This window comes from Micropruina sonneratiae (genome assembly GCF_025972045.1).
GTDB lineage: Bacteria > Actinomycetota > Actinomycetes > Propionibacteriales > Propionibacteriaceae > Micropruina > Micropruina sonneratiae.
Window position 1 is genome coordinate 449,480 of record NZ_JAPDHX010000001.1, and the last position, 22,478, is coordinate 471,957.

The 22,478-nt window shown below is 71.7% G+C and carries 23 protein-coding genes; 13 read left to right on the forward strand and 10 right to left on the reverse strand.

Going from position 1 to position 22,478, the window contains the following annotated elements; translation table 11 throughout:
• Window positions 1-79 precede the first annotated feature (79 nt).
• Window positions 80-1,315, forward strand: a complete 1,236-nt coding sequence (locus tag OIE40_RS02175; RefSeq protein ID WP_264699480.1) for an Nramp family divalent metal transporter — start codon at window positions 80-82, stop codon at window positions 1,313-1,315.
• On the forward strand, window positions 1,312-1,944 hold the full coding sequence (locus OIE40_RS02180; protein WP_264699482.1) for a metal-dependent transcriptional regulator: 633 nt from the start codon (window positions 1,312-1,314) through the stop codon (window positions 1,942-1,944). The genes OIE40_RS02175 and OIE40_RS02180 overlap by 4 nt, the downstream gene beginning before the upstream one ends.
• On the opposite strand, the gene OIE40_RS02185 is transcribed toward OIE40_RS02180, so the two are convergent.
• The 5 genes from OIE40_RS02185 to sucB form a co-directional block, all read right to left on the reverse strand.
• Entirely contained in the window at window positions 1,919-2,680 is a 762-nt protein-coding gene (locus OIE40_RS02185) for a DUF4191 domain-containing protein (protein WP_264699484.1), read from the reverse strand. The genes OIE40_RS02180 and OIE40_RS02185 overlap by 26 nt on opposite strands.
• Window positions 2,670-3,731 carry a lipoyl synthase gene (gene lipA, locus OIE40_RS02190; RefSeq protein ID WP_264699486.1) on the reverse strand — a complete coding sequence of 354 codons (1,062 nt, stop codon included), beginning with the start codon at window positions 3,729-3,731 and terminating at the stop codon, window positions 2,670-2,672. The genes OIE40_RS02185 and lipA overlap by 11 nt, the downstream gene beginning before the upstream one ends.
• Window positions 3,732-3,776: 45 nt before the next feature.
• Complete coding sequence (lipB, locus tag OIE40_RS02195) at window positions 3,777-4,490, reverse strand: lipoyl(octanoyl) transferase LipB (RefSeq protein WP_264699488.1); 714 nt, start codon at window positions 4,488-4,490, stop codon at window positions 3,777-3,779.
• A gap of 19 nt (window positions 4,491-4,509) precedes the next feature.
• Entirely contained in the window at window positions 4,510-4,704 is a 195-nt protein-coding gene (locus tag OIE40_RS02200) for a hypothetical protein (protein WP_264699490.1), read from the reverse strand.
• 490 nt (window positions 4,705-5,194) lie between these two features.
• Entirely contained in the window at window positions 5,195-7,060 is a 1,866-nt protein-coding gene (gene sucB / locus OIE40_RS02205) for a 2-oxoglutarate dehydrogenase, E2 component, dihydrolipoamide succinyltransferase (protein WP_264699492.1), read from the reverse strand.
• A gap of 125 nt (window positions 7,061-7,185) precedes the next feature.
• Here sucB and OIE40_RS02210 point away from each other — a divergent pair, with 125 nt between their 5' ends.
• On the forward strand, window positions 7,186-7,509 hold the full coding sequence (locus OIE40_RS02210) for a hypothetical protein (RefSeq protein WP_264699494.1): 324 nt from the start codon (window positions 7,186-7,188) through the stop codon (window positions 7,507-7,509).
• 22 nt (window positions 7,510-7,531) lie between these two features.
• On the opposite strand, the gene OIE40_RS02215 is transcribed toward OIE40_RS02210, so the two are convergent.
• Window positions 7,532-9,118 carry an FAD-dependent oxidoreductase gene (locus OIE40_RS02215; RefSeq protein ID WP_264699496.1) on the reverse strand — a complete coding sequence of 529 codons (1,587 nt, stop codon included), beginning with the start codon at window positions 9,116-9,118 and terminating at the stop codon, window positions 7,532-7,534.
• A gap of 2 nt (window positions 9,119-9,120) precedes the next feature.
• A complete protein-coding gene (locus OIE40_RS02220) occupies window positions 9,121-10,623 on the reverse strand; it encodes a leucyl aminopeptidase (RefSeq protein WP_264699498.1) in 1,503 nt (500 codons plus the stop codon).
• Between the two features lie 121 nt (window positions 10,624-10,744).
• Between OIE40_RS02220 and OIE40_RS02225 the strand changes: the two genes are divergently transcribed.
• From OIE40_RS02225 to OIE40_RS02235, 3 genes are read left to right on the forward strand one after another with little or no spacing between them, the layout of a single operon-like run.
• Window positions 10,745-11,890, forward strand: coding sequence for an iron-containing alcohol dehydrogenase (locus OIE40_RS02225; RefSeq protein ID WP_264699500.1), 1,146 nt, complete (start codon window positions 10,745-10,747; stop codon window positions 11,888-11,890).
• Window positions 11,891-11,918: 28 nt separating this feature from the next.
• The gene (gcvT, locus tag OIE40_RS02230; protein ID WP_264699502.1) at window positions 11,919-13,013 is read left to right on the forward strand and encodes a glycine cleavage system aminomethyltransferase GcvT; all 1,095 of its coding nucleotides are present in this window, start codon (window positions 11,919-11,921) and stop codon (window positions 13,011-13,013) included.
• Entirely contained in the window at window positions 13,010-13,303 is a 294-nt protein-coding gene (locus tag OIE40_RS02235) for a hypothetical protein (RefSeq protein WP_264699503.1), read from the forward strand. The genes gcvT and OIE40_RS02235 overlap by 4 nt, the downstream gene beginning before the upstream one ends.
• Window positions 13,304-13,391: 88 nt before the next feature.
• Here OIE40_RS02235 and OIE40_RS02240 read toward each other — a convergent pair whose 3' ends face one another.
• Both OIE40_RS02240 and OIE40_RS02245 read right to left on the reverse strand, forming a co-directional pair.
• Complete coding sequence (locus OIE40_RS02240) at window positions 13,392-13,601, reverse strand: hypothetical protein (RefSeq protein ID WP_264699505.1); 210 nt, start codon at window positions 13,599-13,601, stop codon at window positions 13,392-13,394.
• Entirely contained in the window at window positions 13,601-14,185 is a 585-nt protein-coding gene (locus OIE40_RS02245) for a DUF3043 domain-containing protein (protein WP_264699506.1), read from the reverse strand. Before OIE40_RS02245 ends, OIE40_RS02240 begins: the two co-directional genes overlap by 1 nt.
• Window positions 14,186-14,507: 322 nt before the next feature.
• Between OIE40_RS02245 and OIE40_RS02250 the strand changes: the two genes are divergently transcribed.
• The 7 genes from OIE40_RS02250 (at window position 14,508) to OIE40_RS02280 (ending at window position 20,947) form a co-directional block, all read left to right on the forward strand.
• The gene (locus tag OIE40_RS02250) at window positions 14,508-15,335 is read left to right on the forward strand and encodes a PspA/IM30 family protein (protein WP_319805191.1); all 828 of its coding nucleotides are present in this window, start codon (window positions 14,508-14,510) and stop codon (window positions 15,333-15,335) included.
• 27 nt (window positions 15,336-15,362) lie between these two features.
• A complete protein-coding gene (locus OIE40_RS02255; RefSeq protein WP_264699508.1) occupies window positions 15,363-16,409 on the forward strand; it encodes a glycerate kinase in 1,047 nt (348 codons plus the stop codon).
• 100 nt (window positions 16,410-16,509) lie between these two features.
• Window positions 16,510-16,860: a HesB/IscA family protein gene (locus tag OIE40_RS02260; protein WP_264699510.1), complete on the forward strand. Its 351-nt coding sequence runs from the start codon at window positions 16,510-16,512 to the stop codon at window positions 16,858-16,860.
• Between the two features lie 180 nt (window positions 16,861-17,040).
• A complete protein-coding gene (gene ctaC, locus OIE40_RS02265; RefSeq protein ID WP_483403789.1) occupies window positions 17,041-17,901 on the forward strand; it encodes an aa3-type cytochrome oxidase subunit II in 861 nt (286 codons plus the stop codon).
• Between the two features lie 71 nt (window positions 17,902-17,972).
• A complete protein-coding gene (gene ctaD / locus OIE40_RS02270; protein WP_413774458.1) occupies window positions 17,973-19,637 on the forward strand; it encodes an aa3-type cytochrome oxidase subunit I in 1,665 nt (554 codons plus the stop codon).
• A 4-nt stretch (window positions 19,638-19,641) separates the two neighbouring features.
• Window positions 19,642-20,037: a cytochrome c oxidase subunit 4 gene (locus OIE40_RS02275; protein WP_264699514.1), complete on the forward strand. Its 396-nt coding sequence runs from the start codon at window positions 19,642-19,644 to the stop codon at window positions 20,035-20,037.
• 301 nt (window positions 20,038-20,338) lie between these two features.
• Window positions 20,339-20,947, forward strand: a complete 609-nt coding sequence (locus OIE40_RS02280; RefSeq protein WP_264699516.1) for a pyrroline-5-carboxylate reductase dimerization domain-containing protein — start codon at window positions 20,339-20,341, stop codon at window positions 20,945-20,947.
• Between the two features lie 25 nt (window positions 20,948-20,972).
• On the opposite strand, the gene OIE40_RS02285 is transcribed toward OIE40_RS02280, so the two are convergent.
• The gene (locus OIE40_RS02285) at window positions 20,973-22,442 is read right to left on the reverse strand and encodes a GuaB1 family IMP dehydrogenase-related protein (protein ID WP_264699518.1); all 1,470 of its coding nucleotides are present in this window, start codon (window positions 22,440-22,442) and stop codon (window positions 20,973-20,975) included.
• Window positions 22,443-22,478 lie beyond the last annotated feature (36 nt).

Sequence of the window (22,478 nt, forward strand, 5' to 3'; positions counted from 1 at the left end):
CTGGACGTGCCCCACCGAGGGTGCGAACCCAGTGTCGAAACGCACGGAGACGGGCCAAAGTTCAGGTACCTTAACTTTTATGAGTGTCGGGCCCCTGGTGTCGCGGGCCCGCGCCCACCGGCCGTTGCACTGGCTGCTGGGACCGGCGTTCGTCGCGGCCATCGCCTACGTGGATCCCGGCAACGTGGCCGCCAACCTCACCGCCGGGGCGCAGTACGGCTACCTGCTGGTGTGGGTGCTGGTCGCCGCGAACGGAATGGCGGTGCTGATCCAATACCTGTCGGCCAAGCTCGGCCTGGTGACCGGGCGCAGCCTGCCGGAGTTGCTCGGCGCCCGACTGGGCCGGACGCCGCGGCTGCTGTTCTGGGGCCAGGCGGAGATCGTCGCCGCCGCCACGGACCTGGCCGAAGTCATCGGCGGCGCGCTCGCCCTGTACATCCTGTTCGGGGTGCCGCTGCCGCTGGGCGGGCTGATCGTCGGGGCCTTGTCGATGGCGCTGCTGGCCGTGCAGTCCCGCCGCGGGCAGCGTCCGTTCGAGTTCGTCGTGATCGGGCTGCTGGCCGTGATCACCGTCGGCTTCGGCTCGGGGCTGCTCTTCAGTCCCGTCGACTGGGGCGCCGCGGCGGCCGGCCTGGTGCCGCGCTTCGCCGGCGTCGAGACGGTGCTGCTGGCCGCCGGCATGCTGGGCGCCACGGTGATGCCGCACGCCATCTACCTGCATTCGTCGCTGGCCGTCGACCGGCACGGGGCCACCGGCGCCGAGTGGGTGCCACGACTGCTGCGGGCCACCCGGTGGGACGTCGTGCTGTCGCTGCTGGTGGCGGGCACGGTCAACATCGCGATGCTGCTGCTGGCGGCGTCGGCGTTGCAGGGCGTGTCCGGCACCGACTCGATCATCGGGGCGCACGCCGCGATCAGCAACGCACTGGGTCCGGCCGTCGGGATCATCTTCGGCATCGGACTGCTCGCCTCGGGGCTGGCCTCGACATCGGTGGGCAGCTACGCCGGCGCCTCGATCATGGCGGGGCTGCTCAGGGTCAAGGTGCCGTTGCTGGTGCGCCGGGCGATCACCCTGATCCCCGCACTCATCGTGCTCAGCATCGGCGTCGAGCCGACCTGGGCGCTGGTGTTCAGCCAGGTGCTGCTCAGCGTCGGCATCCCGTTCGCGGTCGTTCCGCTGCTGCGGCTGACCAACGACGCCGAACTGATGGGTGAGTTCGCCAACGGCACCCTCACCCGGATCGTGGCCTGGCTGGTGGTGGGGCTGATCGTGGCGCTGAACGTGGCACTGCTGGCCCTCACGGTGGCCGGATGACCGGCGTCGACGACCTCACGCCGGTGGCCCAGGACTACCTGAAGGTCATCTGGTCGGCGACCGAGTGGGGCGACCCGCCGATCACCTCCAAGGGGCTCGCCGCGCGGTTGCACACGTCGGCGGCCGGGGTGACCGACATGGTGAAGCGGCTGGCGGGTCAGGGGCTGGTCGACTACGAGTCGTACCGACCGGTGCGGCTCACCCCGGCCGGCGAGCGGCTCGCGGTGGCGATGGTGCGCCGGCACCGGCTGATCGAGACGTTCCTGGTCCGGATGCTCGGCTACGACTGGGCCGAGGTGCACGACGAGGCCGAGGCGCTCGAGCACGCGGCGTCCGAGCAACTGATCGAGCGGATCGATGCGCTGCTGGGCCATCCGGCGGCCGACCCGCACGGCGACCCGATCCCGGGCGCCGACGGCACCCTGCGCAGGCCGGACGCGATGCGGCCGGGCGAGGCGCAGGGGCCGTGCACGGTGGTGCGGGTCTCGGACGCCGACCCGGCGATCCTGGCCCGCTGCCGCGACCTGGGCATCGTGCCGGGGGCCACGGTGCTGGCGGCCGAGGTGCCCGCCGAGCTGGCGTCCGCAGTGTGGGTCGAGCCGGTCAGCGGCCGCGCATCGCCCTGTTGACGCCCTTCATGGTGGGCATCGGCCCGCGCGGCACCGGCATCTTGGGACGCATGGCGTCCAGTGCCCGCAGCCGCTGCTTCACCTCGGTGAGCTGCTGCGGCTGCATCGCCTTGGGCAGCTTCTCCAGGTGCTTCTGCAGGTGGTCGAGCGGCACCTGGCCCTGGTCCTTGCCGACCATCACCTGGGTCACCGGGACGCCGTAGGCGACCTGCTCGTGCTTCTTCGCCTCGGTGCCGAGCAACGCCCGGGCACGGGCGGGAGTGCCCTCGGCGATCAGCACCACCCCGGGCGGGCCGACCACCCGGTGCACGACGTCCATCTGCCGGGTCGCGGCGATGCCGAGCTCGTAGGTCCACTTGCGTTTGTTGAGCAGTTGCAGGGCGACCTCGGACGAGCCCGCCTGCCCCTCGTAGCGCTTGTAGTTGGCCTTCTTCACCCGCCAGGTGAGCACGTACAGCGCGCCGACCAGGGCGAACATGAGGCCGGTGATCAGCCACAGCCACCACGGCTGCAGCCACAACCCGAGCAGCACGCACAGCAGGACCGGCCCGGCGGTGGCGGCCAGAGTCCACCACTTCAGCTCGGGGTCGATCTCGTTGGTGCGCTTGTACGCCTCGATGATCTGCCGCACCCTGCCCCAGTCACGGGGGTCGTCGGAGTTCTTCTTCCGCAGCTTCTCGGCCCGGCGTTCGGCCTTCTGCTTGGCGGCGAGCTCCTTCGCCTTGTCACTGGCCATGCGAACTCCCGTCGATCGTGGCGGTGATGCGGACGCCGGCGGCGCCGTTCGCGCCCGCGGAGCCGTTGGTCCTGGTGGCGTCCCGGTCGCGACGGCGGCGCGACTCCAGCGCCGTGCGGTAGAGGCGTCCGGCCCGGTACGAGGAGCGGACGAGCGGCCCGGACAGCACGCCCGGGTAGCCGATCTCGGTGGCCTCCGCCTCGAGTTCGGCGAACTCCTCGGGGGTCACCCAGCGGTCGATCGGGTGGTGCCGCACCGAGGGGCGCAGGTACTGGGTGATGGTGATCAGCTCTGTGCCCGCGTCGTACAGGTCGCGCAGCGCCTGGGAGATCTCCTCGCGAGTCTCACCCATGCCGAGGATCAGGTTCGACTTGGTGACCAGGCCCTCCTCGCGCGACCAACGCAGCACCTCGAGCGAACGGTCGTAGCTGAAGCCTGGCCGGATCCGCCGGAAGATCCGCGGCACCGTCTCGACGTTGTGCGCGAACACCTCGGGACGGGTGTCGAACAGCTGCTGCAGCAGGTGCCGGTGACCGGAGAAGTCGGGGGCGAGCATCTCGACCCCGACGCCGGGGTTGACCTGGTGGATCTGCCGGATCGTCTCGGAGTACAGCCAGGCGCCCTCGTCCTCGAGGTCGTCACGGCACACCCCGGTGACCGTGGCGTAGCGCAGCCCCATCTTCTGCACGCTCTCGGCGACCCGCAGCGGCTCGCCCCGGTCGTAGCCCGACGGCTTGCGGGATTCGATCTGGCAGAAGTCGCAGCGCCGGGTGCAGGAGTCGCCGCCGATCAGGAAGGTGGCCTCCTTGTCCTCCCAGCACTCGTAGATGTTGGGGCAGCCGGCCTCCTGGCAGACGGTGTGCAGCTCCTCGTCGTTGACCAGTTTCATCAGGCCGCGGTACTCGGGACCCATCCGCGCGGTGGTGCGGATCCACGGCGGCTTGCGCTCGATCGGGGTCTGGGAGTTGCGCACCTCGAGCCGCAGCAACCGTCGCCCGGCGGGCGGCGTGGTCGGCGGCCTGGGGGTGACGGCGTCGTCTGCAAGGGTCACCCGGCCATCCTATCCCGACTGCCCCGGACGGCTCGGGGCCGGTTCTCAGCCGGTGGCGAACTCGGGTGCCCGGTGGTAGGCACGCAGCGCGAGCAGCTCGCTCAGGTGTGGCTCGAGCGCCTGCGCCACCTCGACCAGGGTGGGGACGGGGGTGCTGAGCTCGGCGGCCATCGACGTGACGCCGGCGTCGGCGATGCCGCACGGCACGATGTTGTCGAAGCCGCCCAGCTGGCTGGTCACGTTCAGCGCGAAGCCGTGCATGGTGGTCTGCTTCGAAACCCTGATGCCGATGGCGGCGATCTTGCGCTCGGGGCGTCCGGACGCTCCGGGCAACCACACCCCGGTGCGGCCCTCCACCCGGCCGGTGTCCAGCCCGTAGTCGGCCAACACCCGGATCAGCGCCTCCTCGACCCGGCGGACGTAGTCGACGACCCCGACCCCCCGGGGGAGGAACACGATCGGGTAGCCGACCAACTGGCCGGGGCCGTGCCAGGTGATCTTGCCGCCCCGGTCGACGTCGACCACCGGGGTGCCGTCGAAGGGGCGTTCGTGCGGCTCGGTGCGGCGTCCGGCGGTGTAGACCGGTTCGTGCTCGACGTAGAGCACCTGCGGCGGCAGTTCGCCGGAGGCGACCCGGGCGTGGATCTGCCGCTGGTACTCCCAGGTGGGCAGGTACGGGCTGAGCCGTGGCGGTTCGTCGGTCAGGCCCAGGTACTGGAACTGGGTCGCTCTGGCATCCGCTTCGCGGGGTTCGGGCACGCGGCGAGTCTATGCCCGCTCACGGGTGCGCCGGCATCGGCGTCAGGCCGGGGCGGGCCGGGCCCGACGCCTCCTCGAGCGGCAGCAGGGCGACCTGGGCGTCGGCGGCCAGCGCGAGCAGGTCGTCGTCGTGGCTGATCAGCAGCACGACGGCCCCGGCGGCGGCGATGGCTCGGAGTTGATCGGCGATCGAGAGCAGGTGCCGCCGGTCCACCCCCAAATGTGCTGCGACTGGGCGACCCTCGCCGCGAGTCGGTCCCTGGAATTCAGGACGGCACTGACGTTCGACGCCTGGCAACTGCCGCTGGAACCCCAGTTCGAGGTGCCCGGCACCGGCTACCGGCGGACGGCCGGATCGTCGGCACCCGGGTACTGGTCGAGGCGGACGGGCGTGGCAGGTACGAACTGCGGCGCCGGGCTGGAAGATCGTGCGGGTGACTCACGAGCTGCTCGACCGGCCAGCGCTCCTGCTGGCCCGCAGCCGCCGCAGCCTTGAGTTGGCACGTCGGGCCGCGACCTGACGCACCCCCGGCTGGAACCGTGACGCCGACTGCCGGTTACCGGCGCCGATGCCGCTCTGCAGACCGCCACCGCTGCGCTGTCCCGGCAATGGCGTCCGACCACGTGATCCGGCGCACCCCGGACGCCGCGACGCCCGCCACCCCGGGGGTGACGGGCGTCGGGTCAGCGTGCGCTGCGCAGGCTCAGAGCCCCAGCTCGCCGCCGAAGTCGCCTGCCTCCAGGCGGGCCTTCACCACCGACAGGAAGCGGGCGGCGTCCGCGCCGTCGACCAGCCGATGGTCGTAGCTGAGCGACAGGTACATCATGTCGCGCACCGCGATCACCTCGCCGAGCACCGGATCGGAGACCACCATCGGACGCTTCACCAGCGCGCCGGTGCCGAGGATCGCCGCCTGCGGCTGGTTGATGATCGGAGTGTCGAACAGGGTGCCGGCCGAGCCGTAGTTGGTGATCGTGAAGGTGCCGCCGCTGAGCTCGTCGGGGCCGATCTTGTTGGTGCGCGAGCGGGCCGCCACATCGCCGATCTTCTTGGCCAGGCCGGCCAGCGAGAGGTCGCCGGCGTCGCGGATGACCGGCACCAGCAGGCCACGCTCGGTGTCCACCGCGATGCCCAGATGCTCGGCGTCGTGGTAGGTGATGGTGCCCGCCTCGATGTCCATCGTGGCGTTGACCTTGTCGAACTGCTTCAGCGCCTCGGTGACCGCCTTGCAGATGAACGGCAGGTACGACAGCGACGCGCCCTCGCGCTTCTTGAAGTCGTCCTTGGCCCGGGCTCGCAGCCGGCTGATGTTGGTCAGGTCGACCTCGACCGTGCCGGTCAGCTGCGCCGCGACCTGCAGCGACTCGACCATGCGCTTGGCGATCACCGAACGCATCCGGCTGATCTTCTCGGTGGTGCCGCGCTTGCTGCCCTCCGGAGGTGCCGCGGCGGGGGCGGGTGCGGACGCCGCGGGTGCGGCGGCCGGAGCCGGGGCGGCCGCGGGCTTGGGCGCCTCGGCGGCCTTCTTGGCCTCGTCGGCGGCGGCCAGGACGTCCTGCTTGCGGATGCGGCCACCCACGCCGGTGCCCTTGACGCTGGCCAGCGACACGCCGTGCTGCGCGGCGAGCTTGCGCACCAGCGGCGTCACGTAACCGACGTCCTCGGACTCGGCGGGCTTCGCCGGGGGCTTCGGCGCCGGTGCGGGCGGCTTGGGTGCCTCGGCGGCGGGCTTGGGCTCCGGCTTCGGCTCGGGCCGGGCTTGCGGCTCGGCCTTCGCCCCGGCGTCCTTGGCGACCTCGGCGTTGCCCTGCTCGGCCTCTTCGCTGACGCCGTCGCCGCGGGGCTCCTCGGGAGTCTCGTCGGCCACCTCGGGCTGATCGGACGCCGGCTCGCCGCCGGAGCCCTCCGAACCCGGTTCGCCGATCACGGCGATCACCGCGCCGACCGCGGCGGTTTCGTCCTCGCCGACCCGGATCTCGAGCAGGACGCCACCGGTCGGTGCCGGGATCTCGGTGTCGACCTTGTCGGTGGAGACCTCGACGATGGGCTCGTCGGCCTCGACGGTGTCGCCGACCTGCTTGAGCCAGCGCGAGATGGTGCCCTCGGTGACCGACTCGCCCAACTGGGGCAGCGTCACCTCGGTTCCGGCCCCGCCGCCACCGCCGGACGCCTTCGGCTCCGGCGCCTCGGTCGAGGGGGCTTCGGCCACCTCGGGGGCGTCGGGCTCCTCGGCGTCGGCCTCTTCGGCGGGGACGTCCTCGGCGGGCGCCGGTGCGGCTGCCTCGTCGTCGTCGCCGGAGCTCCCCGAGTCGCCGCCGCCCTCGGCCTCACTGGCGTCGCCGATCACGGCCAGCACGGCGCCGACCTCGGCGGTCTCGTCCTCACCGACCTTGATCTCCAGGATGACGCCGGCAGCCGGAGAAGGGATTTCGGTGTCGACCTTGTCGGTGGACACCTCCACGATGGGTTCGTCCACCTCGACGGTGTCGCCGACCTGCTTGAGCCAGCGCGAAACCGTACCCTCGGTGACGCTTTCACCCAGGGCGGGCAAAGGAACGGGCGTTGACATGAGTGGGTCTCCTTCGACGGGACTGCCAGAACCAGACTTCACCCTATCCGGTCGCCACCAGGTTGAGCAGGTGCAGCCGGAGCGTGCTTCGCGGCCCGTCCCAGCCCGCAGTGCACAATGGCTGGGTGGCATTGCGATGGGACTTCTGGCGCGGTCGGGACCGGGGTGTCCGGGTCGACTCGGCGACCCAGGGGCACCTGGAGGAGTTCGTGGCGACCCGCCGCGGGGTCGAGGCCTTCCTCGAGCCGCAGACCACGATGGCCCGGCCGAGCATGCTGCTGGTCGCGGCCGACGGCGAGTGGACCCGGCGCTCGATCGAGTCGCCGGCCTGGGGACGCCGCTTCGCCGGCCGGCACGCGCTGCCCCTCTACGACGCCGGGGTGGTCGGGTATCCGCAGCGGATGCGCGACTACAACGCGCGGCTCAAGGGCCGCGGCCACACCGCCTGAGCCCCCGGGGCTGAACGAGGGATCAGCCCAGCGCCTCGTCGATCCGGTCCAACTGGTTCGACATCTCGACCACGGCCCGGTACGCCTCGACCAGGGCCGCCGCCAGCGACGCACCCGAGCCGGGCTGGACGCCCTCGAAGACCGACCACGCAGCACCGCCGCACGCCCACAGGCCCGGGACCGGCTCGCCGTCCTTCCTGACCACCCGCGAGCGATCGTCGATCACCAGCCCGCCGGCCGTGCCCTCGTCGCCCGGATGGACCCGCACTCCCCAGAAGGGCCCCTTGTCGACGCCGCCCAGGCAGGGGTTGCGGCGCAGCAGCGGGTCGCCGAGGAGCCGGTCCCAGGCGCTGTCCCCGCGCTGGAAGTCGGTGTCCTTGCCGCGCTTGGCGAGGGCGTTGAAGGCGACCACGCTGCCGAGCAGCCCCGCCCGGTCGACTCCCAGGGCGCCGGCCAGTTCGTCCAGCGTGCCGCCGCGCACCAACTCGCCGGCTTCGAGAGCAGACTTGGGTGAGCCGCCGGCCGGCCACGGTCCGAGCGCGTGCGCCTTGCGATGCCGGTTGTCCAGCACCAGGAAGGACGGCACGGAGCGCTGCCCGCGATTGTGCTCGTACATCCGGCGCCCGACGGTGCCGCCGGGCTCGGCCTCGTCGACGAAGCGGTCGCCCGCGGCGTCCACCATCAGCCCGTGCGGCGCGACCCGGGCGGCGTCCAGCCGGTGCGGGCGGCCCTCGGCCAGCAGCACCGGCGTCCACCAGGCCCGGTCAAGTCCGGCGGTCGCCGCGCCGACCTGCCCGGCCACCCGCAGCGCGGCGCCGTCGTTGTCGCCGCCCACCGACCAGTCCACCGAGGTCGGGGCCGGCAGATGCTTCTCGCGCAGCGTCTGGTCGGCCTCGAAGCCGCCGCACGCCAGCAGCACCCCGCGGCCCGCCTCGAGCGTCACCTCGGCGCCGTCGAGATCGACCAGCACTCCGTGCACGGCGTCGTTGCGCACCAGCAGCGACGTCATGGGCGCGTTCAGCCAGAACTGGACGCCGCTGGTCAGCGCCCTGCGCAGCAACTCGATGACCAGCGCCTGGCCGCCGGGCGTCTCGGCCCGGCCGAACGGACGCCGCAGTCGCGCCCACAGGCCACCGGTGTCCTCGGCGTCCTGCGCCGGCCGGACGCGCTGCGCCCAGTCGTCGTCCAGGGCGGCCGCCGAACCGCGGGCGCGCAACGTGCGGCCCTGCGGCCTGCCGCCCTCGGCCTCAGCGCGGCAGTCCGGGACGCCCTTCACCGCCTCCAGCGCGATCCGGGAGGACACCAGCCACCGAGCCACGACCGCAGCCGTCCGGGTGAAGGCCGCCAGTCTCGCCCGCTGCGCCTCGTCTCGCGGGCCGACCAGACCGGCCAGGTAGGTGAGCGCGTCCTGTACCGAGTCGGCCGGCAGCCCGCCGTGCCCGGCCAGGTCGTTGGCAGGCATCCACAGGTGGCCGTCGCCGGCGGCGGTCGCCCCGCCCAGTTGCCGGCTGCGCTCCAGCACCACCACGGAGTGGCCGAGCCGGCGGGCGGCCACGGCGGCCAGCAGGCCGGCGGCGCCGCCCCCGACGATCACCACATCGGTGCGCACGGTCAGCTCTGCAGGGACTGGGCCAGGGCCACCAGGGTCCTCACGGCCATCCCGGTGCCGCCGGTCGGCACGTAGTCGTAGGGGCCCTCGTCGTTGAACGCGGGGCCGGCCACGTCGAGGTGCGCCCACGGCACATCGTCGGGGACGAAGCTGTGCAGGAAGGCCGCCGCGGTCAGGGCGCCGCCGGCGCGGTTGCCGCCCGAGCGAAGGTCGGCCACCTTCGACTCCAGCTTGGTCCGGGTGCCGTCGGGGATGGGCAGCTGCCAGAACGCCTCACCGGCGCTCTCGGCGGCGTCGAGCACCGCGTCGGCGGCGGTGTCGTCGCTGGCCATCAACCCGGCGACCCGCTCGCCGAGGGCGACCACGCAGGCACCGGTGAGGGTCGCCACGTCGATGATCAGGTCGGGGGAGTCCTCACCGGCCCGTACCAGGGCATCAGCCATCACCAGCCTGCCCTCGGCGTCCGAGTTCACGTTCTCGACGGTGGTGCCGCCGTACATGGTGAGCACGTCCGAGGGACGGTAGGCGGTGCCGGAGGGCATGTTCTCGGCCATCGACGCGTAGGCGGTGACCCGGACCTTCAGGCCCAGCCGGGCGATCGCCCTGGTCGCGGCCAGCACCGCCGCGGCGCCGGCCATGTCGCTCTTCATCGTGTACATGCCGTCGGCCGGCTTGAGGTTGAGCCCTCCGGTGTCGAAGGTGATGCCCTTGCCGACCAGGGCCAGGTGCGCCTTCGCCCCGCGCGGGGCGTAACTGAAGCGGACCAGCCGGGGGGCGCGGGACGAGCCGCCGCCGACTGCGAGGATGCCGCCGAAGCCGCCCTTCTCGAGAGCCTTGTCGTCGAGCACCTCGACGTCGATCCTGGTGCCCTTGGCGGCGGTCCGGGCCGCCTCGGCGAAGGTCTCCGGGTACAGCACGTTGGCCGGGGTGTTCACCCAGTCGCGGGCCAGGCACACCGCCTCGGCGACGGTGCGGGCGGCGTCCACCGCGTCGCGGGCCTCGGTGCGGCCCGAGTTGCTGACCACGGTGATCGAGGCGATGGCCGGCTTGGGCTGCGTGCCGCTCACCTTGACGAAGCTGTACGAGCCGAGCAGTGCACCCTCGGCGGCGCCCTTGACCACCTCGGGCTCGACGGCGTCCAGGCTGACGGCGACCCGCAGCGGCCGGTCGCCGGCCAGTGCCGCGGCGGCGCGGACGCCGTTGCCGGCGGCCCGGCGGACCTGTTCGGGGGTGACGTCGATCTCGCCCAGCCCGACCGTGACGAGCCTGCTCCCCGCCACCCCCGGCAGGGCCACCGCGGTTCCCGGTTTCGAGGCGGCGCCCAGTTCGCGGGCCACCTCGAGCAGCGGCCGGCCGAACTGGTCGGCGACCCGGGCCTCGACGGAGTCCGGAACGCCGACCAGGACGGCTGTGCCGGCGCTTTCGGCGAGCCCGACCACCAGCACGTCGGCGTCACCGGGGGCGCTGGTCGCGAGAGTGAGGGGAGGGAGGCTGAACGAGGTCACGGGGGCAGTCCAATCACACGGCGGTACAGGAGCGGATCACCCGTCACCATAGTCCGCGGGCCGGACGCCGGGCAGGCCGTGCCCGGCGATGCGGACGCCCCGACCGTGGGATCCTTGGCCGGTGACCAGCTTCAGCTTCGCCACCGCCACCCGGATCGTCTTCGGCGCCGGCAGCAGCGCCGACCTGCCGGCCCTGCTCGCCGGTATCGGCGGCCGTCCGTTCGTCTGCACCGGGGCGCACCCGGACCGGTTCGCGGCCGTGCTGGCCGGGGTGTCCGACCCGGCGACCTGGCCGGTGGCCGGCGAGCCGACCGTCGACGACATCAGGGCCGGGGTCGCCGCGGCCCGCGAGCACGGTGCGGACGTCGTGGTCGGCCTGGGCGGGGGAGCGGTGCTGGACGCCGCCAAGCTCATCGCCGCCCTGGTGCCCAACACCGGCGATGTCCTGGACTACCTGGAGGTGATCGGCGCCGGCCGGCCGCTGGCCGAGCAGCCGTTGCCGTTCGTGGCCGTGCCGACCACCGCCGGCACCGGCTCCGAGGTGACCATGAACGGCGTGGTGACCTCGACCGAGCACGGTGTCAAGGTGAGCATGCGGTCCCCGTCGATGCTGGCCCGGCTGGCGCTGATCGACCCCGAACTGACCCTTGGCTGCCCGCCGTCGGTGACCGCGTCGTCCGGGCTGGACGCGCTCACCCAGTGCCTGGAACCGTTCGTCTCGCCGTTCGCCAATCCGCTCACCGACGGCTTCTGCGTCGAGGGCCTGCAGCGCGCCGGCCGCAGCCTGCGCCGGGCCTACCACGACGGCGCCGACCAGGCCGCCCGTACCGACATGGCGCTGTGCTCGCTGCTGGGCGGGCTGGCGCTGGCCAACGCCAAGCTGGGCGCCGTACACGGGCTGGCCGGGGTGATCGGCGGACTGACCGGCGCCCCGCACGGGCTGACCTGCGCCACCCTGCTGGTGCCGGCCAGCGCCGGCACCGTCGCCGCCCTGCGGGCCACCGACCCCGACCATCCGGCGCTGGCCCGGTATGCCCGGGCCGGCGAGCTGTTGTCCGGTACCGCCGGGGTGGATGCCCTGCTCGACTGGCTGGCCGAGACCGTGCGGCAGCTGCAGGTGCCGGGCATCGCCGGCCTCGGCATCACCCCCGAGCAGTACCCGGCGATCGCCGAGCAGGCGGCGAAGGCGTCCTCGACCAAGGGCAACCCGGTCGCGCTCGACGTCGACCAGCTGGTCGCGATCCTCACCGAGGCGGCCCGGCACTAGGCTCGTCTCGCAGACCAGAGGAGCACGCATGTCAGAGCTGAAGACGTCCCCCTTGCACGACCGGCACCAGGCGCTGGGGGCCAGGTTCGCCGAGTTCGGCGGCTGGTCGATGCCGCTGCAGTACGGCGGCATCGTCGCCGAACACAAGGCGGTGCGTGAGGCGGTCGGCATCTTCGACGTCAGCCACCTCGGCAAGGCGCGCATCCGGGGCGCCGGCGCGGCCGAGTTCCTCAACGCCTGCATCAGCAACGACGTCCACAAGATCGGCATCGGGCAGGCTCAGTACACGCTGCTGTGCAACGAGGCCGGCGGGGTGATCGACGACCTGATCTGGTACTGGCTGGCCGACGATGAGATCTTCCTCATCCCCAACGCCGCCAACACCGCCGAGGTGGTCGAGAGGCTGGCCGCCGCCGCGCCCGAAGGCCTCACCGTGACCAACGAGCACGACGACTATGCGGTGCTGGCCGTGCAGGGTCCGCTGTCCGACGAGACGCTGGCCGCGATCGGGTTGCCGGTCGGCCACGACTACATGCGCTTCGACACCGGAGAGCTCGGTGGGGTCACGCTCACCGTGTGCCGCACCGGCTACACCGGGGAGCGCGGCTACGAGCTCGTCGTGCCCGCCGCGGACGCCGGCGCGGTCTGGGACGCCGTGCTCGCCGCCGGCGAGCAGTACGGCATCGCGGCCGCCGGCCTGGGCGCCCGGGACACGCTGCGCACCGAGATGGGGTACCCGCTGCACGGCCAGGACCTGCGGCCCGACATCTCCGCCGGCCAGTGCGGGGTCGGCTGGGCGATCGGCTGGAAGAAGGACGACTTCTGGGGCGCTGCGGCGTTGCGGGCCGAGAAGGCCGCGGGGGTGCCGCGCCGGCTGACCGGACTGGTGTCGCTGGGACGCGGCATCCCGCGTCCGCACATGGAGGTGATGGCCGACGGTGAGGTGGTCGGCGAGGTCACCTCGGGCACGTTCTCGCCGACCCTGGGCAAGGGCGTGGCGTTGGCTCTGCTGCCGCCCGCGCTGACCCCCGGCACCCCCGTGTCGGTGCGGGTGCGCAACCGCGAGGAGCCGTTCGAGGTCACCAAGCCGCCGTTCGTCACCCCGGGAGTGCGCGAGTCGTGAGAGCGGGCGGCTGGCGCCAGTGGGCGCACCTCGCGCTGGCCGCGGTCGGGGTGGCCGCGGTGCTGTGGGCGCTGGTGCTGGGCGCGCACCCGACCATCTGGTGCCGCGATCAGGTGATGCAGCCCGGGCAGACCTGCAGCAACGCCCAGGGCACCAAGGTGCAGACCTACGAGGAACGGTTCAGTGCGGCGCAGTGGGCGCGTCCGGTGGTGGGTGGCGTCGGCCTCGCCGTCACCGGCTTCGCCCTGGCGCTGTACCGGGGCGGACGCCGCACCCGGGTGCCGGCCTGACCCGCTTGTTGCGGGCGGCGGGGATGGCCGGGTCGCGGCGAGGACTGACCGGGTGACCGCGGTGGGTGACTCGCCCGCTGCAAAGGGCTCAGTCGACCTCGAGGCTCATCGGCCCGTAGACCAGCCGGTCCTCCTCGTAGAGGGACACCGCGCTCACGCCCTGCTCGGCCAGATCGGCGTAGCCGGCGGTGATCCAGGCCTCCGCCTCGGCCTGCGAACCGAACGGCGCCTCGAAACCCAGCGCGGCCAGGGCGTCCGGGTCGGCCGGGCCGCCCTCGGCTCGCCAGTACCAGGCCATCAGATCTTCTCCCCGCGGGCCACCACCGGCTTGGGGATGCGGATGCGGCGCAGCGACAGCGAGCGGTTGAAGCCGTAGTAGAGCAGCCCCTTCAGCGGTTCGTTCGGGATGCGCTCGGCCGCCAGCCGCTTGAACCCGCGCCACATCATCACGATGTCGATGACGATCAGCAGCATGAACGACCAGGTGGCGTAGGTGGAGGGTTCGACGATGGCCGGGTAGGCCGGGCTGACCACCAGCACCAGCACCAGCAGCAGCATCAGGATCGGCATCGACCACTCGGCCAGGTTGAAGCGGGCGTCCACCCAGTTGCGCATCAGCTGCTTGCCGGGGGTGTTGTCCAGTGCGCTGGCCTGCTTGCGACGCTCGGCGGTGGCCTGTTGCCGTGCCCGCTTGCGGGCCTCCTTGGGCGACAGGGTGGGATTCAACCGCTCGCGACGGGCCGCCTCGGCGTCCTTGCGCCGCGGCGTCGGGGCGGCCTTGCCCTTCGGCTGGGCCGGCGTCGGCACCTGGGTGGGGGCGGCCTGCTGGGCCGGCTCGGACCCGGTGGCTCCGGAGCCCTTGGAGGGGGAGAACAGTCCCACGGCGAACCTCGCTGTCGGTGGATCGGTGACCCTTGATGCTACCCCGGCCGGACGCCGTGGCCGTCCCCGCGGCCCGTGGCTGAACGGCTTCGGGTCGTGCCCGGGGGCGTCCGTTCTCAGCAACGCCGACTGTTCTCGGGTCAGATGGCTGTTTTCGTGTCGTGACACGAAAACAGCCGGCGTAGGTGCCAGTACCAGGCGTTGCTGAGAACGACCGAGCCGTCGCAGGGCGCCGGCCCGGACGTGCGGGGAGGCCCGGGCTGGGCGCCGCCGGATAGGCTGGGCGGGAAGCACGCGAACCCTACGGAAGGCGAGACCCCCCATGGCAGGGCTGTTCCAACGGATCAAGGCCATTTTCTCGGCCAAGGCCGACAAGGCCCTCGACAAGCTCGAGGATCCCCGCGAGACCCTGGACTACTCCTACACCAAGCAGCTGGAGCTGCTGCAGCAGGTGCGCCGCGGGGTGGCCGAGGTGGCCACCAGCCGCAAGCGGGTCGAACTGCAGGCGGGTCAGCTCAACCAGCAGATCGACAAGCTGAACACGGCCGCCAAACGGGCGCTGGAATCCAATCGCGAAGACCTCGCACGTGAGGCGTTGACCCGCAAGTCCGGGCTGCAGCAGCAGCTGGCCGAGCTGCAGGAGCAGCATTCCGCGCTGCAGTCCGAAGAGGAGCGCTTGGTTCGGGCGAGCCAGCAACTGCAATCCCGGGTGGACGCCTTCCGCACCCGCAAGGAGACGATCAAGGCCAGCTACACCGCCGCCGAGGCGCAGAACAAAATCTCCGAGGCGTTCAGCGGCCTCGGCAAGGAGATGGGCGACGTCGGGCAGGCGATCCAACGGGCCGAGGACAAGACCACGCAGCTCAAGGCGCGCTCCGCCGCCGTCGACGAGTTGCTGGCCAGCGGCGCCCTGGACGACCCGACCGGGATGGCCAAGGACGACATCACCCGCGAGCTGGACGCCCTGGCGTCCGGTGCCCAGGTGGACGACGAGCTGGCGGCGTTGAAGGCCTCGCTCGGTCAGCCGGCCGGCGAGCTCGCCGGCGCGGGCGCCGACGCCGAGCAGGGCCGGCTGCCGGCCGGCGGCAACTACGAGCAGCCGCCCGCCCCGGGGGCCACCCAGCCCGAGTCGTCGGAGGACCTGCGCTGAACCGCCCGGCCGAGCCCGCCGGCGCCGATGGCTGATCGGCGCCCGCGGGTCCTGCTGGCCACGGGCCCGGTCGGCGATCTCGCCCCCAGAACCGTCGCCGTCGCGCTGGCCAGGGGTTTCGCCGACGCGGCCGATGTGGCCGTGATCGGTCTCGCCGAGGGCGGCCCGGCACTGGGCCGCGCGCTGGCCGGCCCGGACGGCGAGTTCGAGTCGCTCAGCACGGGCTGGCTCGCGCACGGCGCCGGCCTGGTCGCCGTCGGGGGCATCGCGTCCCAGCCCTCGGACGCCCCGCTGGCCGGTAGCAGTTCCGCACTCGGTCGGCTGGCCGGCTACGCGGCGTCCAGGACCCCGACCGGCACCCTGGTGGTCGACCTGACCGGATCGGCTCCGGCCTGCCACGACGCGGGCGCGGGCCTGCTGGGGGCGCTGGGCGCCGTCGCCGACGTGCCACTCGATGCCGGGCCGGACGCCCTGGCCCGGCTCACCGAACTCGACCTCCACCCGGTGCGCGAGCTGCTGGCCGATCGCCCGCTGGTCGGCGTCGTGCCACCCGGCGAGGAGACGGACCTGCTGCTCGGACTGCGGGGCATCACCTCGCGCCGGGGGCGGGCCGCCCTGGTGGCGGCTCCCCGGATGCTCGCCGTCGACGACGCGCTGGAGCGCTTCGCCCGGGCCGCTGCCCCCGAACTGGCCGCCGCCCCCGGCGCGGGCGCGGCTGGCGGGCTGGGCTTCGCAGTGCTGGCCCTGGGCGGCCGGCTGGCCACCGGAGCGGCGCTCGCCGCCGAGGTCTGGGGGCTGCCCCGGGCCCTGGCGGGGGCAGACCTGGTCGTCACCGCGTGCGACTCGTTCGACTTCGGCAGCCGCGGTGGCGGGGTCGTCACCGAACTGGCCCGCCGCTGCGACGAGGCCGAGACCCCGCTGGTGGTGGTCGCCTCGGCGCTGGGCATGTCCGGCCGCGAGATGCGGGTGATGGGAGTGGAGTCGGCGCACCCGATCGAGCCGGCGTCCGACCTCGAGCCGGCTCTCACCGAGACCGGCCGCCGGCTGGCCGCGGGCTGGCTCGCGAGATGGTGACTGACCGGCCGGCGCGGAACCGATTACACTGAAACCGGAATACCCGCTCCCCGCGTGGGCGTTGCCCCTGGCGAGTATCCCCGAACCTTACGGAGTTGACATGTCCATCGACCAGCAGCTCGGCACCGACGGCATCACCCTCACCGAGGCTGCCGCGACCAAGGTCAAGGACCTGGTCTCGCAGCAGGAGGAGGAGGGCCTGGTCCTGCGCATCTCAGTGGCCCCCGGTGGCTGCTCCGGCCTGCGCTACCAGCTCTCCCTCGACGAGCGTGAACTCGAGGGCGACGTGGTGAAGGAATGGTTCGGCGTACCGGTCGTCACCGACCGGATGTCCGCCCCCTACCTGAGCGGCGCGACCATCGACTTCGTCGACACCATCGAGGCTCAGGGCTTCACCATCGACAACCCCAACGCGCAGGGCTCGTGCGCCTGCGGCGACAGCTTCCACTGATCGGCTCGCTACCGCTCACTACGGGTAACAATCCGGAAAAGGCCACAAAACGGGACGCCCCGAGGGGGCGTCCCGTTGTGCTTTTGGGTTAGGGTGAGCGCCTAGGAATCTGACGATCCGGATGGTCCGTGGCGCCCCGTCGGGGGCGTCGAGGCATTCGTCGTGGGAAGGCGGAACCCCGTGCAGAAGAACGGCACACAGCCCAGGCGGCTGCTGGCATTGGGCGGCGGCGCCCTGGCGGCGCTGGCCCTGGCCGGGTGCAGCCAGGAGACGATCGACCAGTGGGGCCGCTGGGGCATGCCGGTGGCTGCCAGCGAGCAGGCGCCCTGGATCGGTCAGCTGTGGGACGGCGCCTGGGTCGCCTCGCTGATCATCGGCGTCTTCGTCTGGGGGCTCATCTTCTGGTGCATGTTCCGCTACCGGCGGCGCAGCGACACCGAGGTGCCGCGGCAGACCCGTTACAACCTGCCGATGGAGATCCTGTACACGCTTGTGCCCTTCCTGATCATCGGCGTGCTGTTCTTCTTCACCGTGCGCGCGCAGGACAACGTGCTGGCCAAGCAGACTGGCGGCAACCTGCACACGATCAATGTGATCGGGCAGAAGTGGTCGTGGACCTTCAACTACATGGAGGCTCAGAATCCGGCCGTCGGCACCATCGTGCACGAAGCCGGCACCGTCGAACGGCTTCCCGACCTCTACCTGCCGGTCAACGAGCCGGTGCGGTTCAACCTGAAGTCCGCGGACGTGATCCACTCCTTCTGGATCCCCGAGTTCTACTTCAAGCAGGACGTGATCCCCGGGCACCCGAACTCGTTCGACGTGGTGCCGAACCGTGAGGGCACGTTCCTCGGCAAGTGCGCTGAACTCTGCGGCACCTACCACGCGGCGATGCTGTTCAACGTGCACGTGGTGAGCGTCGACGAGTACAACGCCTACCTGAAGGGTCTGGCCGACAAGGGCCAGACGGGGGAGTTGACCGCCCCCGATTGGCCGAACACTGTTCCCTCCGCCCCCTCCAACGAGGAGCACGACCGATGAGCGTCGCACGCGTCACCCTGGACTCGGCCGAGCGCCGGGCGGCCCGCCGCTCGAACTGGGGCGCCCGGGCGATGACCCTGCTCACCTCGACCGACCACAAGGTCATCGCGAACATGTACTTCGTCACCGCCTTCGCCTTCTTCGGCTTCGGCGGCCTGTTGGCGTTGGCGATCCGTGCCGAACTAGCCTGGCCGGGCCTGCAGTACCTGCACTACGAGACCTTCAACCAGTTCTTCACGATGCACGGCACGATCATGCTGCTGATGTTCGCGACGCCGATGTTCGCGGCGTTCGCGAACGCGGTGATGCCGCTGCAGATCGGCGCCCCCGACGTCGCCTTCCCGCGGATGAACATGTTCAGCTACTGGTTGTACCTGTTCGGCTCGGTGACCGCCTGCTCCGGCTTCCTGTCGCCCGAGGGCGCGGCGGCGTTCGGCTGGTTCGCCTACGCCCCGCTGTCGGACGCCATCAACTCGCCCGGCGTCGGCGGCGACCTGTGGATCATGGGGCTGTACGTGATGGGCCTGTCAACCATTCTGGGCGCGGTCAACTTCGTCACCACCATCCTGTGCATGCGGGCGCCCGGCCTGACCATGTTCCGGATGCCGATCTTCACCTGGAACATCTTCGTCACCTCGCTGCTGGTGCTGCTGGTGTTCCCGGTGCTCGCCGCCGGCCTGCTGGTGCTCGAGGCGGACCGACGCCTCGGAACGCACATCCTCGACCCGGCCGTCGGTGGAGCCGTGCTGTGGCAGCACCTGTTCTGGTTCTTCGGCCACCCCGAGGTCTACATCATCGCCCTGCCGTTCTTCGGCATCATCACCGAGGTGCTGCCGGTGTTCAGCCGCAAGCCCATCTTCGGCTACGTGGGGCTGGTCGCCGCCACCCTCGCCATCGGCGGGCTCAGCATCGCCGTGTGGGCGCACCACATGTTCGTCACCGGTGCGGTGAACCTGCCGTTCTTCTCGTTCATGACGTTCCTGATCGCGGTACCGACCGGGGTGAAGTTCTTCAACTGGATCGGCACCATGTGGGGCGGGTCCATCAGTTTCGACACGCCGATGATCTGGGCGATCGGCTTCCTGACCACCTTCCTGTTCGGTGGCCTGACCGGTGTCATCCTTGCCAGTCCGCCCCTGGACTTCCACGTCTCCGACACCTACTTCGTGGTGGCGCACTTCCACTACGTGGTGTTCGGCACCGTCGTGTTCGCCATGTTCGCCGGCTTCTACTTCTGGTGGCCGAAACTGACCGGCCGGATGCTCGACGAGCGCTGGGGCAAGGTCCACTTCTGGACGCTGTTCTTCGGCTTCCACCTCACCTTCCTGGTGCAGCACTGGCTCGGCATCGAGGGCATGCAGCGCCGGATCGCCGACTACCTGCCCCAGGAGGGGTTCCAGTTCCTCAACCAGGTCTCCACCGCCGGCGCGTTCCTGCTCGGGGTGTCGATGCTGCCGTTCTTCTGGAACATCTGGATCTCGCGCAACGCCCCCCTGGTCAAGACCGACGACCCGTGGGGTTGGGGCCGCTCGCTGGAGTGGGCCACGTCGTGCCCGCCGCCGCGACACAACTTCACCTCGCTGCCGCGGATCCGGTCCGAAGCGCCGGCCTTCGACCTGCACCATCCTGAGATCCACAGCGTCGACCGGGCCGAAGAGCTGGACGCCCTGATCACCGGCAGCGCCGGCACGCGAACGGGCGAGCCGTCGTCCATCGAGAATTCCAAGGGGGAGTGAACCGATGAAGGTCGAGGGCTGGATGTTCACCGCGATCGCGATCTTCCTCGCGATCGTGTCGCCGATCTACTGGTTCATGTCGCACGAGATCATCGGTACGGTCGCGCTCGTCATGTCGTTCCTGCTGTTCGGCATGGTCGGTGTCTATCTGTTCGTGCTCGCCCGCAAGATGGACGAGCGGGTCGAGGACCGCAAGGACGCCGAGATCGTCGAGGGTGCGGGTGCGATGGGCTTCTTCCCGCCCAAGAGCATCTGGCCGTTCTGGGTGGCGATCACCGTGCAGTTGCTGACGCTCGGGCCGGTCTTCGGCTGGTGGATCAGCATCCTGGCCGTCTGCCTGGGCATCTGGGCGCTCAGCGGCTGGGTGTTCGAGTTCTACCGCGGCGACTACCAACACTGAGCGGTACGCGTACTTGTGCGGATCCCGCCCGGGCCCCGCACGGGACATGCTGATTACTGAGCGGCAGGGAGCCGCGCGACCGTCCGCCGGGAGCGTCCATGTCTCATCGCCTGCGCATCGTATGTGGTGGGCAGCTCCGGTTTCTCGGGCCAAGGCGGTACCTCCGCCGGCTGCGGCATCCCGGCCACGGCGGTGGCGGTGCAACTGTCCACCCTGGTGGTGAGCCCGTCGAGGGCGGGCGGTCTGAAGGTGTGGCCGGCCGGCGGGGCTGAGCCGGTGGCGAAGTTCTTCCAGTACCCTCATGCGACCTCCTCGGGCCGACAACCAGGAGGCCGTGACGGACGCCGACGTGGTGCTGCTGTGCCTGCGGGCCGCCGACGCCCCCGAGGTGCTGAAGGGGCTGACGTTCAGGCCCCGGCAGCGGGTGATCGGTGTGATGCCGTCGCTGAGCGTCGCCGAGTTGCGGGACATGGTAGGCCCGGTGGCCGAGATCTCGCGGGCCATCCCGGCGGTCTCGGTCGCCGAGCGCGCCGGGCTCACCCCGGTCTACCCGGCCGGCAGCGCCGCCGAGGCCACCTTCGCCGAGCTCGGATCGACCGTCCCGCTCGGCACCGAGGCCCAGCTGGAGGCGGCCTCCGCGGCCAGCGCCACCGTGGCCGCCCACTTCGCCTACCTGACCACGATCGTCGAGTGGCTGGCCGGACGCGGGGTCGACGCCGGGCAGGCGCGGCGACTGGTCGGGGCGGTGTTCACCGGCGCGGCGGCCGACCTGGCCACGGCGTCCGCCTTCGACGAGCTGGCCGGGCAGCACGCCACCCCGGGCGGACAGAACGAGCAACTGCTCGCCGGCCTGCGCCGAGCCGGGGTGTACGAGGCGGTCGGCCAAGGCCTGGACGACCTGCTGGGCTAGTGCTGCCCCGCACCCGGAAACAGCCTCACCAGCTGACGTGCAGCGGACGTCCCTCGTTGAAGCCGGACGCCGACTGGATGCCGACGGTGGCGTTCTCGGCGAACTCGTGCAGGGTGCGCGCTCCCGCGTAGGTGCACGACGAGCGCACCCCGGAGGTGATGAAGTCGATCAGGTCCTCCACCCCCGGCCGTTCCGGGTCGAGGTACATCCGCGACTGCGAGATGCCCTCTTCGAAAAGGGCGGCCCGGGCTCGCTCGTAGCGGGACTGCTGCGCGGTGCGGGCCCGCACCGCCCGTGCGGACGCCATCCCGAACGACTCCTTGTAGGGGCGCCCGTCATGATCGGTGACCAGGTCGCCGGCCGACTCGTGCGTACCCGCGAACCACGACCCGATCATCACCGCGCCGGCGCCCGCAGCCAACGCCAGGGCCACGTCACGGGGGTGCCGGACGCCGCCGTCGGCCCAGATCGCCCGGCCCGATTCCCGGGCCTCGGCGGCGCACTCCAGCACCGCGGAGAACTGCGGACGCCCCACCCCGGTCTGCATCCGGGTGGTGCACATCGCGCCGGGGCCGACCCCGACCTTCACCACGTCGGCGCCGGCCTCGATCAGGTCCGCGGTGCCCTCGGCGGTGACCACGTTGCCGGCCACGATCGGAACCTCGCTGCCCCGGTCGTCGAGCATCGCCCGGACCCGCGCCAACCCTTCGATCATCCGTTCCTGGTGGCCGTGGGCGGTGTCCATCACCAGCACGTCGGCGCCGGCGTCCAGCAACTCGCAGGCGCGGCGCTCGACGTCCTTGGAGATGCCGACCGCCGCCCCGACCTTGAGCCGCCCCCCGGCGTCCAGGGCGGGGGTGTACAGCGTGGCCCGCAGCGCACCCTTGGGAGTCATCAGGCCCACCAGTCGGCCGGCGTCCACGGCCAGCGCCACCCGGTGCCGGTTGCCGCTCAGCAGCTCGAACACCTCGGCGGGGGAAGTGTCCGGCGACACGATGGTGAGGTCGGTCGACATCGCCTCGTGTACCTGCACGAAGCGGTCCAGGCCGGACGCCTCCGACGGCCCGAGCAGGCCGACCGGCGCGCCGTCGTCGTCGACCACGACGACGAGCTTGTGCGCTCGCTTCGGCAGCAGGTTCAGCGCCTCGCCGACGGTGGTGCTGGGCGAGACGTGCACCGCGGTGTCGAACGCGGGGTGCGCCGCCTTCACCTTCGCGATGGTCTCGGCGACGATGCCGGTCGGCAGGTCCTGCGGAATGATCGCCGCCCCGCCTCGCCGGGCCACCGTCTCGGCCATCCGGCGTCCGGAGATGGCGGTCATGTTGGCCACCACCAGGGGCAGCGGCAGCCGCAGCGCATCGGTGCTGGTCAGGTCGACGTCGAGCCGCGACGTCACCGACGAGCGGCGCGGCGTCATGAACACGTCGTCGTAGGTGAGGTCGTAGGAGGGTTTGGGATTCAGGAAACGCACGCCGGAATGGTACAGGCCGGACATGACGAGTGCCGCCGGGTCTTCCCGGCGGCACTCGTC

What these genes read in the sequence shown, in the direction of transcription:
- OIE40_RS02175 (WP_264699480.1), top strand. Translation starts at nt 80, where the DNA reads ATGAGTGTCGGGCCCCTGGTGTCGCGGGCCCGCGCCCACCGGCCGTTG.
- OIE40_RS02255 (WP_264699508.1), top strand. Translation starts at nt 15,363, where the DNA reads ATGGCTGATCGGCGCCCGCGGGTCCTGCTGGCCACGGGCCCGGTCGGC.
- OIE40_RS02275 (WP_264699514.1), top strand. Translation starts at nt 19,642, where the DNA reads ATGAAGGTCGAGGGCTGGATGTTCACCGCGATCGCGATCTTCCTCGCG.
- OIE40_RS02285 (WP_264699518.1), bottom strand. Translation starts at nt 22,442, where the DNA reads ATGTCCGGCCTGTACCATTCCGGCGTGCGTTTCCTGAATCCCAAACCC.
- gcvT (WP_264699502.1), top strand. Translation starts at nt 11,919, where the DNA reads ATGTCAGAGCTGAAGACGTCCCCCTTGCACGACCGGCACCAGGCGCTG.
- OIE40_RS02280 (WP_264699516.1), top strand. Translation starts at nt 20,339, where the DNA reads ATGCGACCTCCTCGGGCCGACAACCAGGAGGCCGTGACGGACGCCGAC.
- OIE40_RS02180 (WP_264699482.1), top strand. Translation starts at nt 1,312, where the DNA reads ATGACCGGCGTCGACGACCTCACGCCGGTGGCCCAGGACTACCTGAAG.
- ctaD (WP_413774458.1), top strand. Translation starts at nt 17,973, where the DNA reads ATGACCCTGCTCACCTCGACCGACCACAAGGTCATCGCGAACATGTAC.
- sucB (WP_264699492.1), bottom strand. Translation starts at nt 7,060, where the DNA reads ATGTCAACGCCCGTTCCTTTGCCCGCCCTGGGTGAAAGCGTCACCGAG.
- OIE40_RS02240 (WP_264699505.1), bottom strand. Translation starts at nt 13,601, where the DNA reads ATGGCCTGGTACTGGCGAGCCGAGGGCGGCCCGGCCGACCCGGACGCC.
- OIE40_RS02250 (WP_319805191.1), top strand. Translation starts at nt 14,508, where the DNA reads ATGGCAGGGCTGTTCCAACGGATCAAGGCCATTTTCTCGGCCAAGGCC.
- OIE40_RS02260 (WP_264699510.1), top strand. Translation starts at nt 16,510, where the DNA reads ATGTCCATCGACCAGCAGCTCGGCACCGACGGCATCACCCTCACCGAG.
- OIE40_RS02185 (WP_264699484.1), bottom strand. Translation starts at nt 2,680, where the DNA reads ATGGCCAGTGACAAGGCGAAGGAGCTCGCCGCCAAGCAGAAGGCCGAA.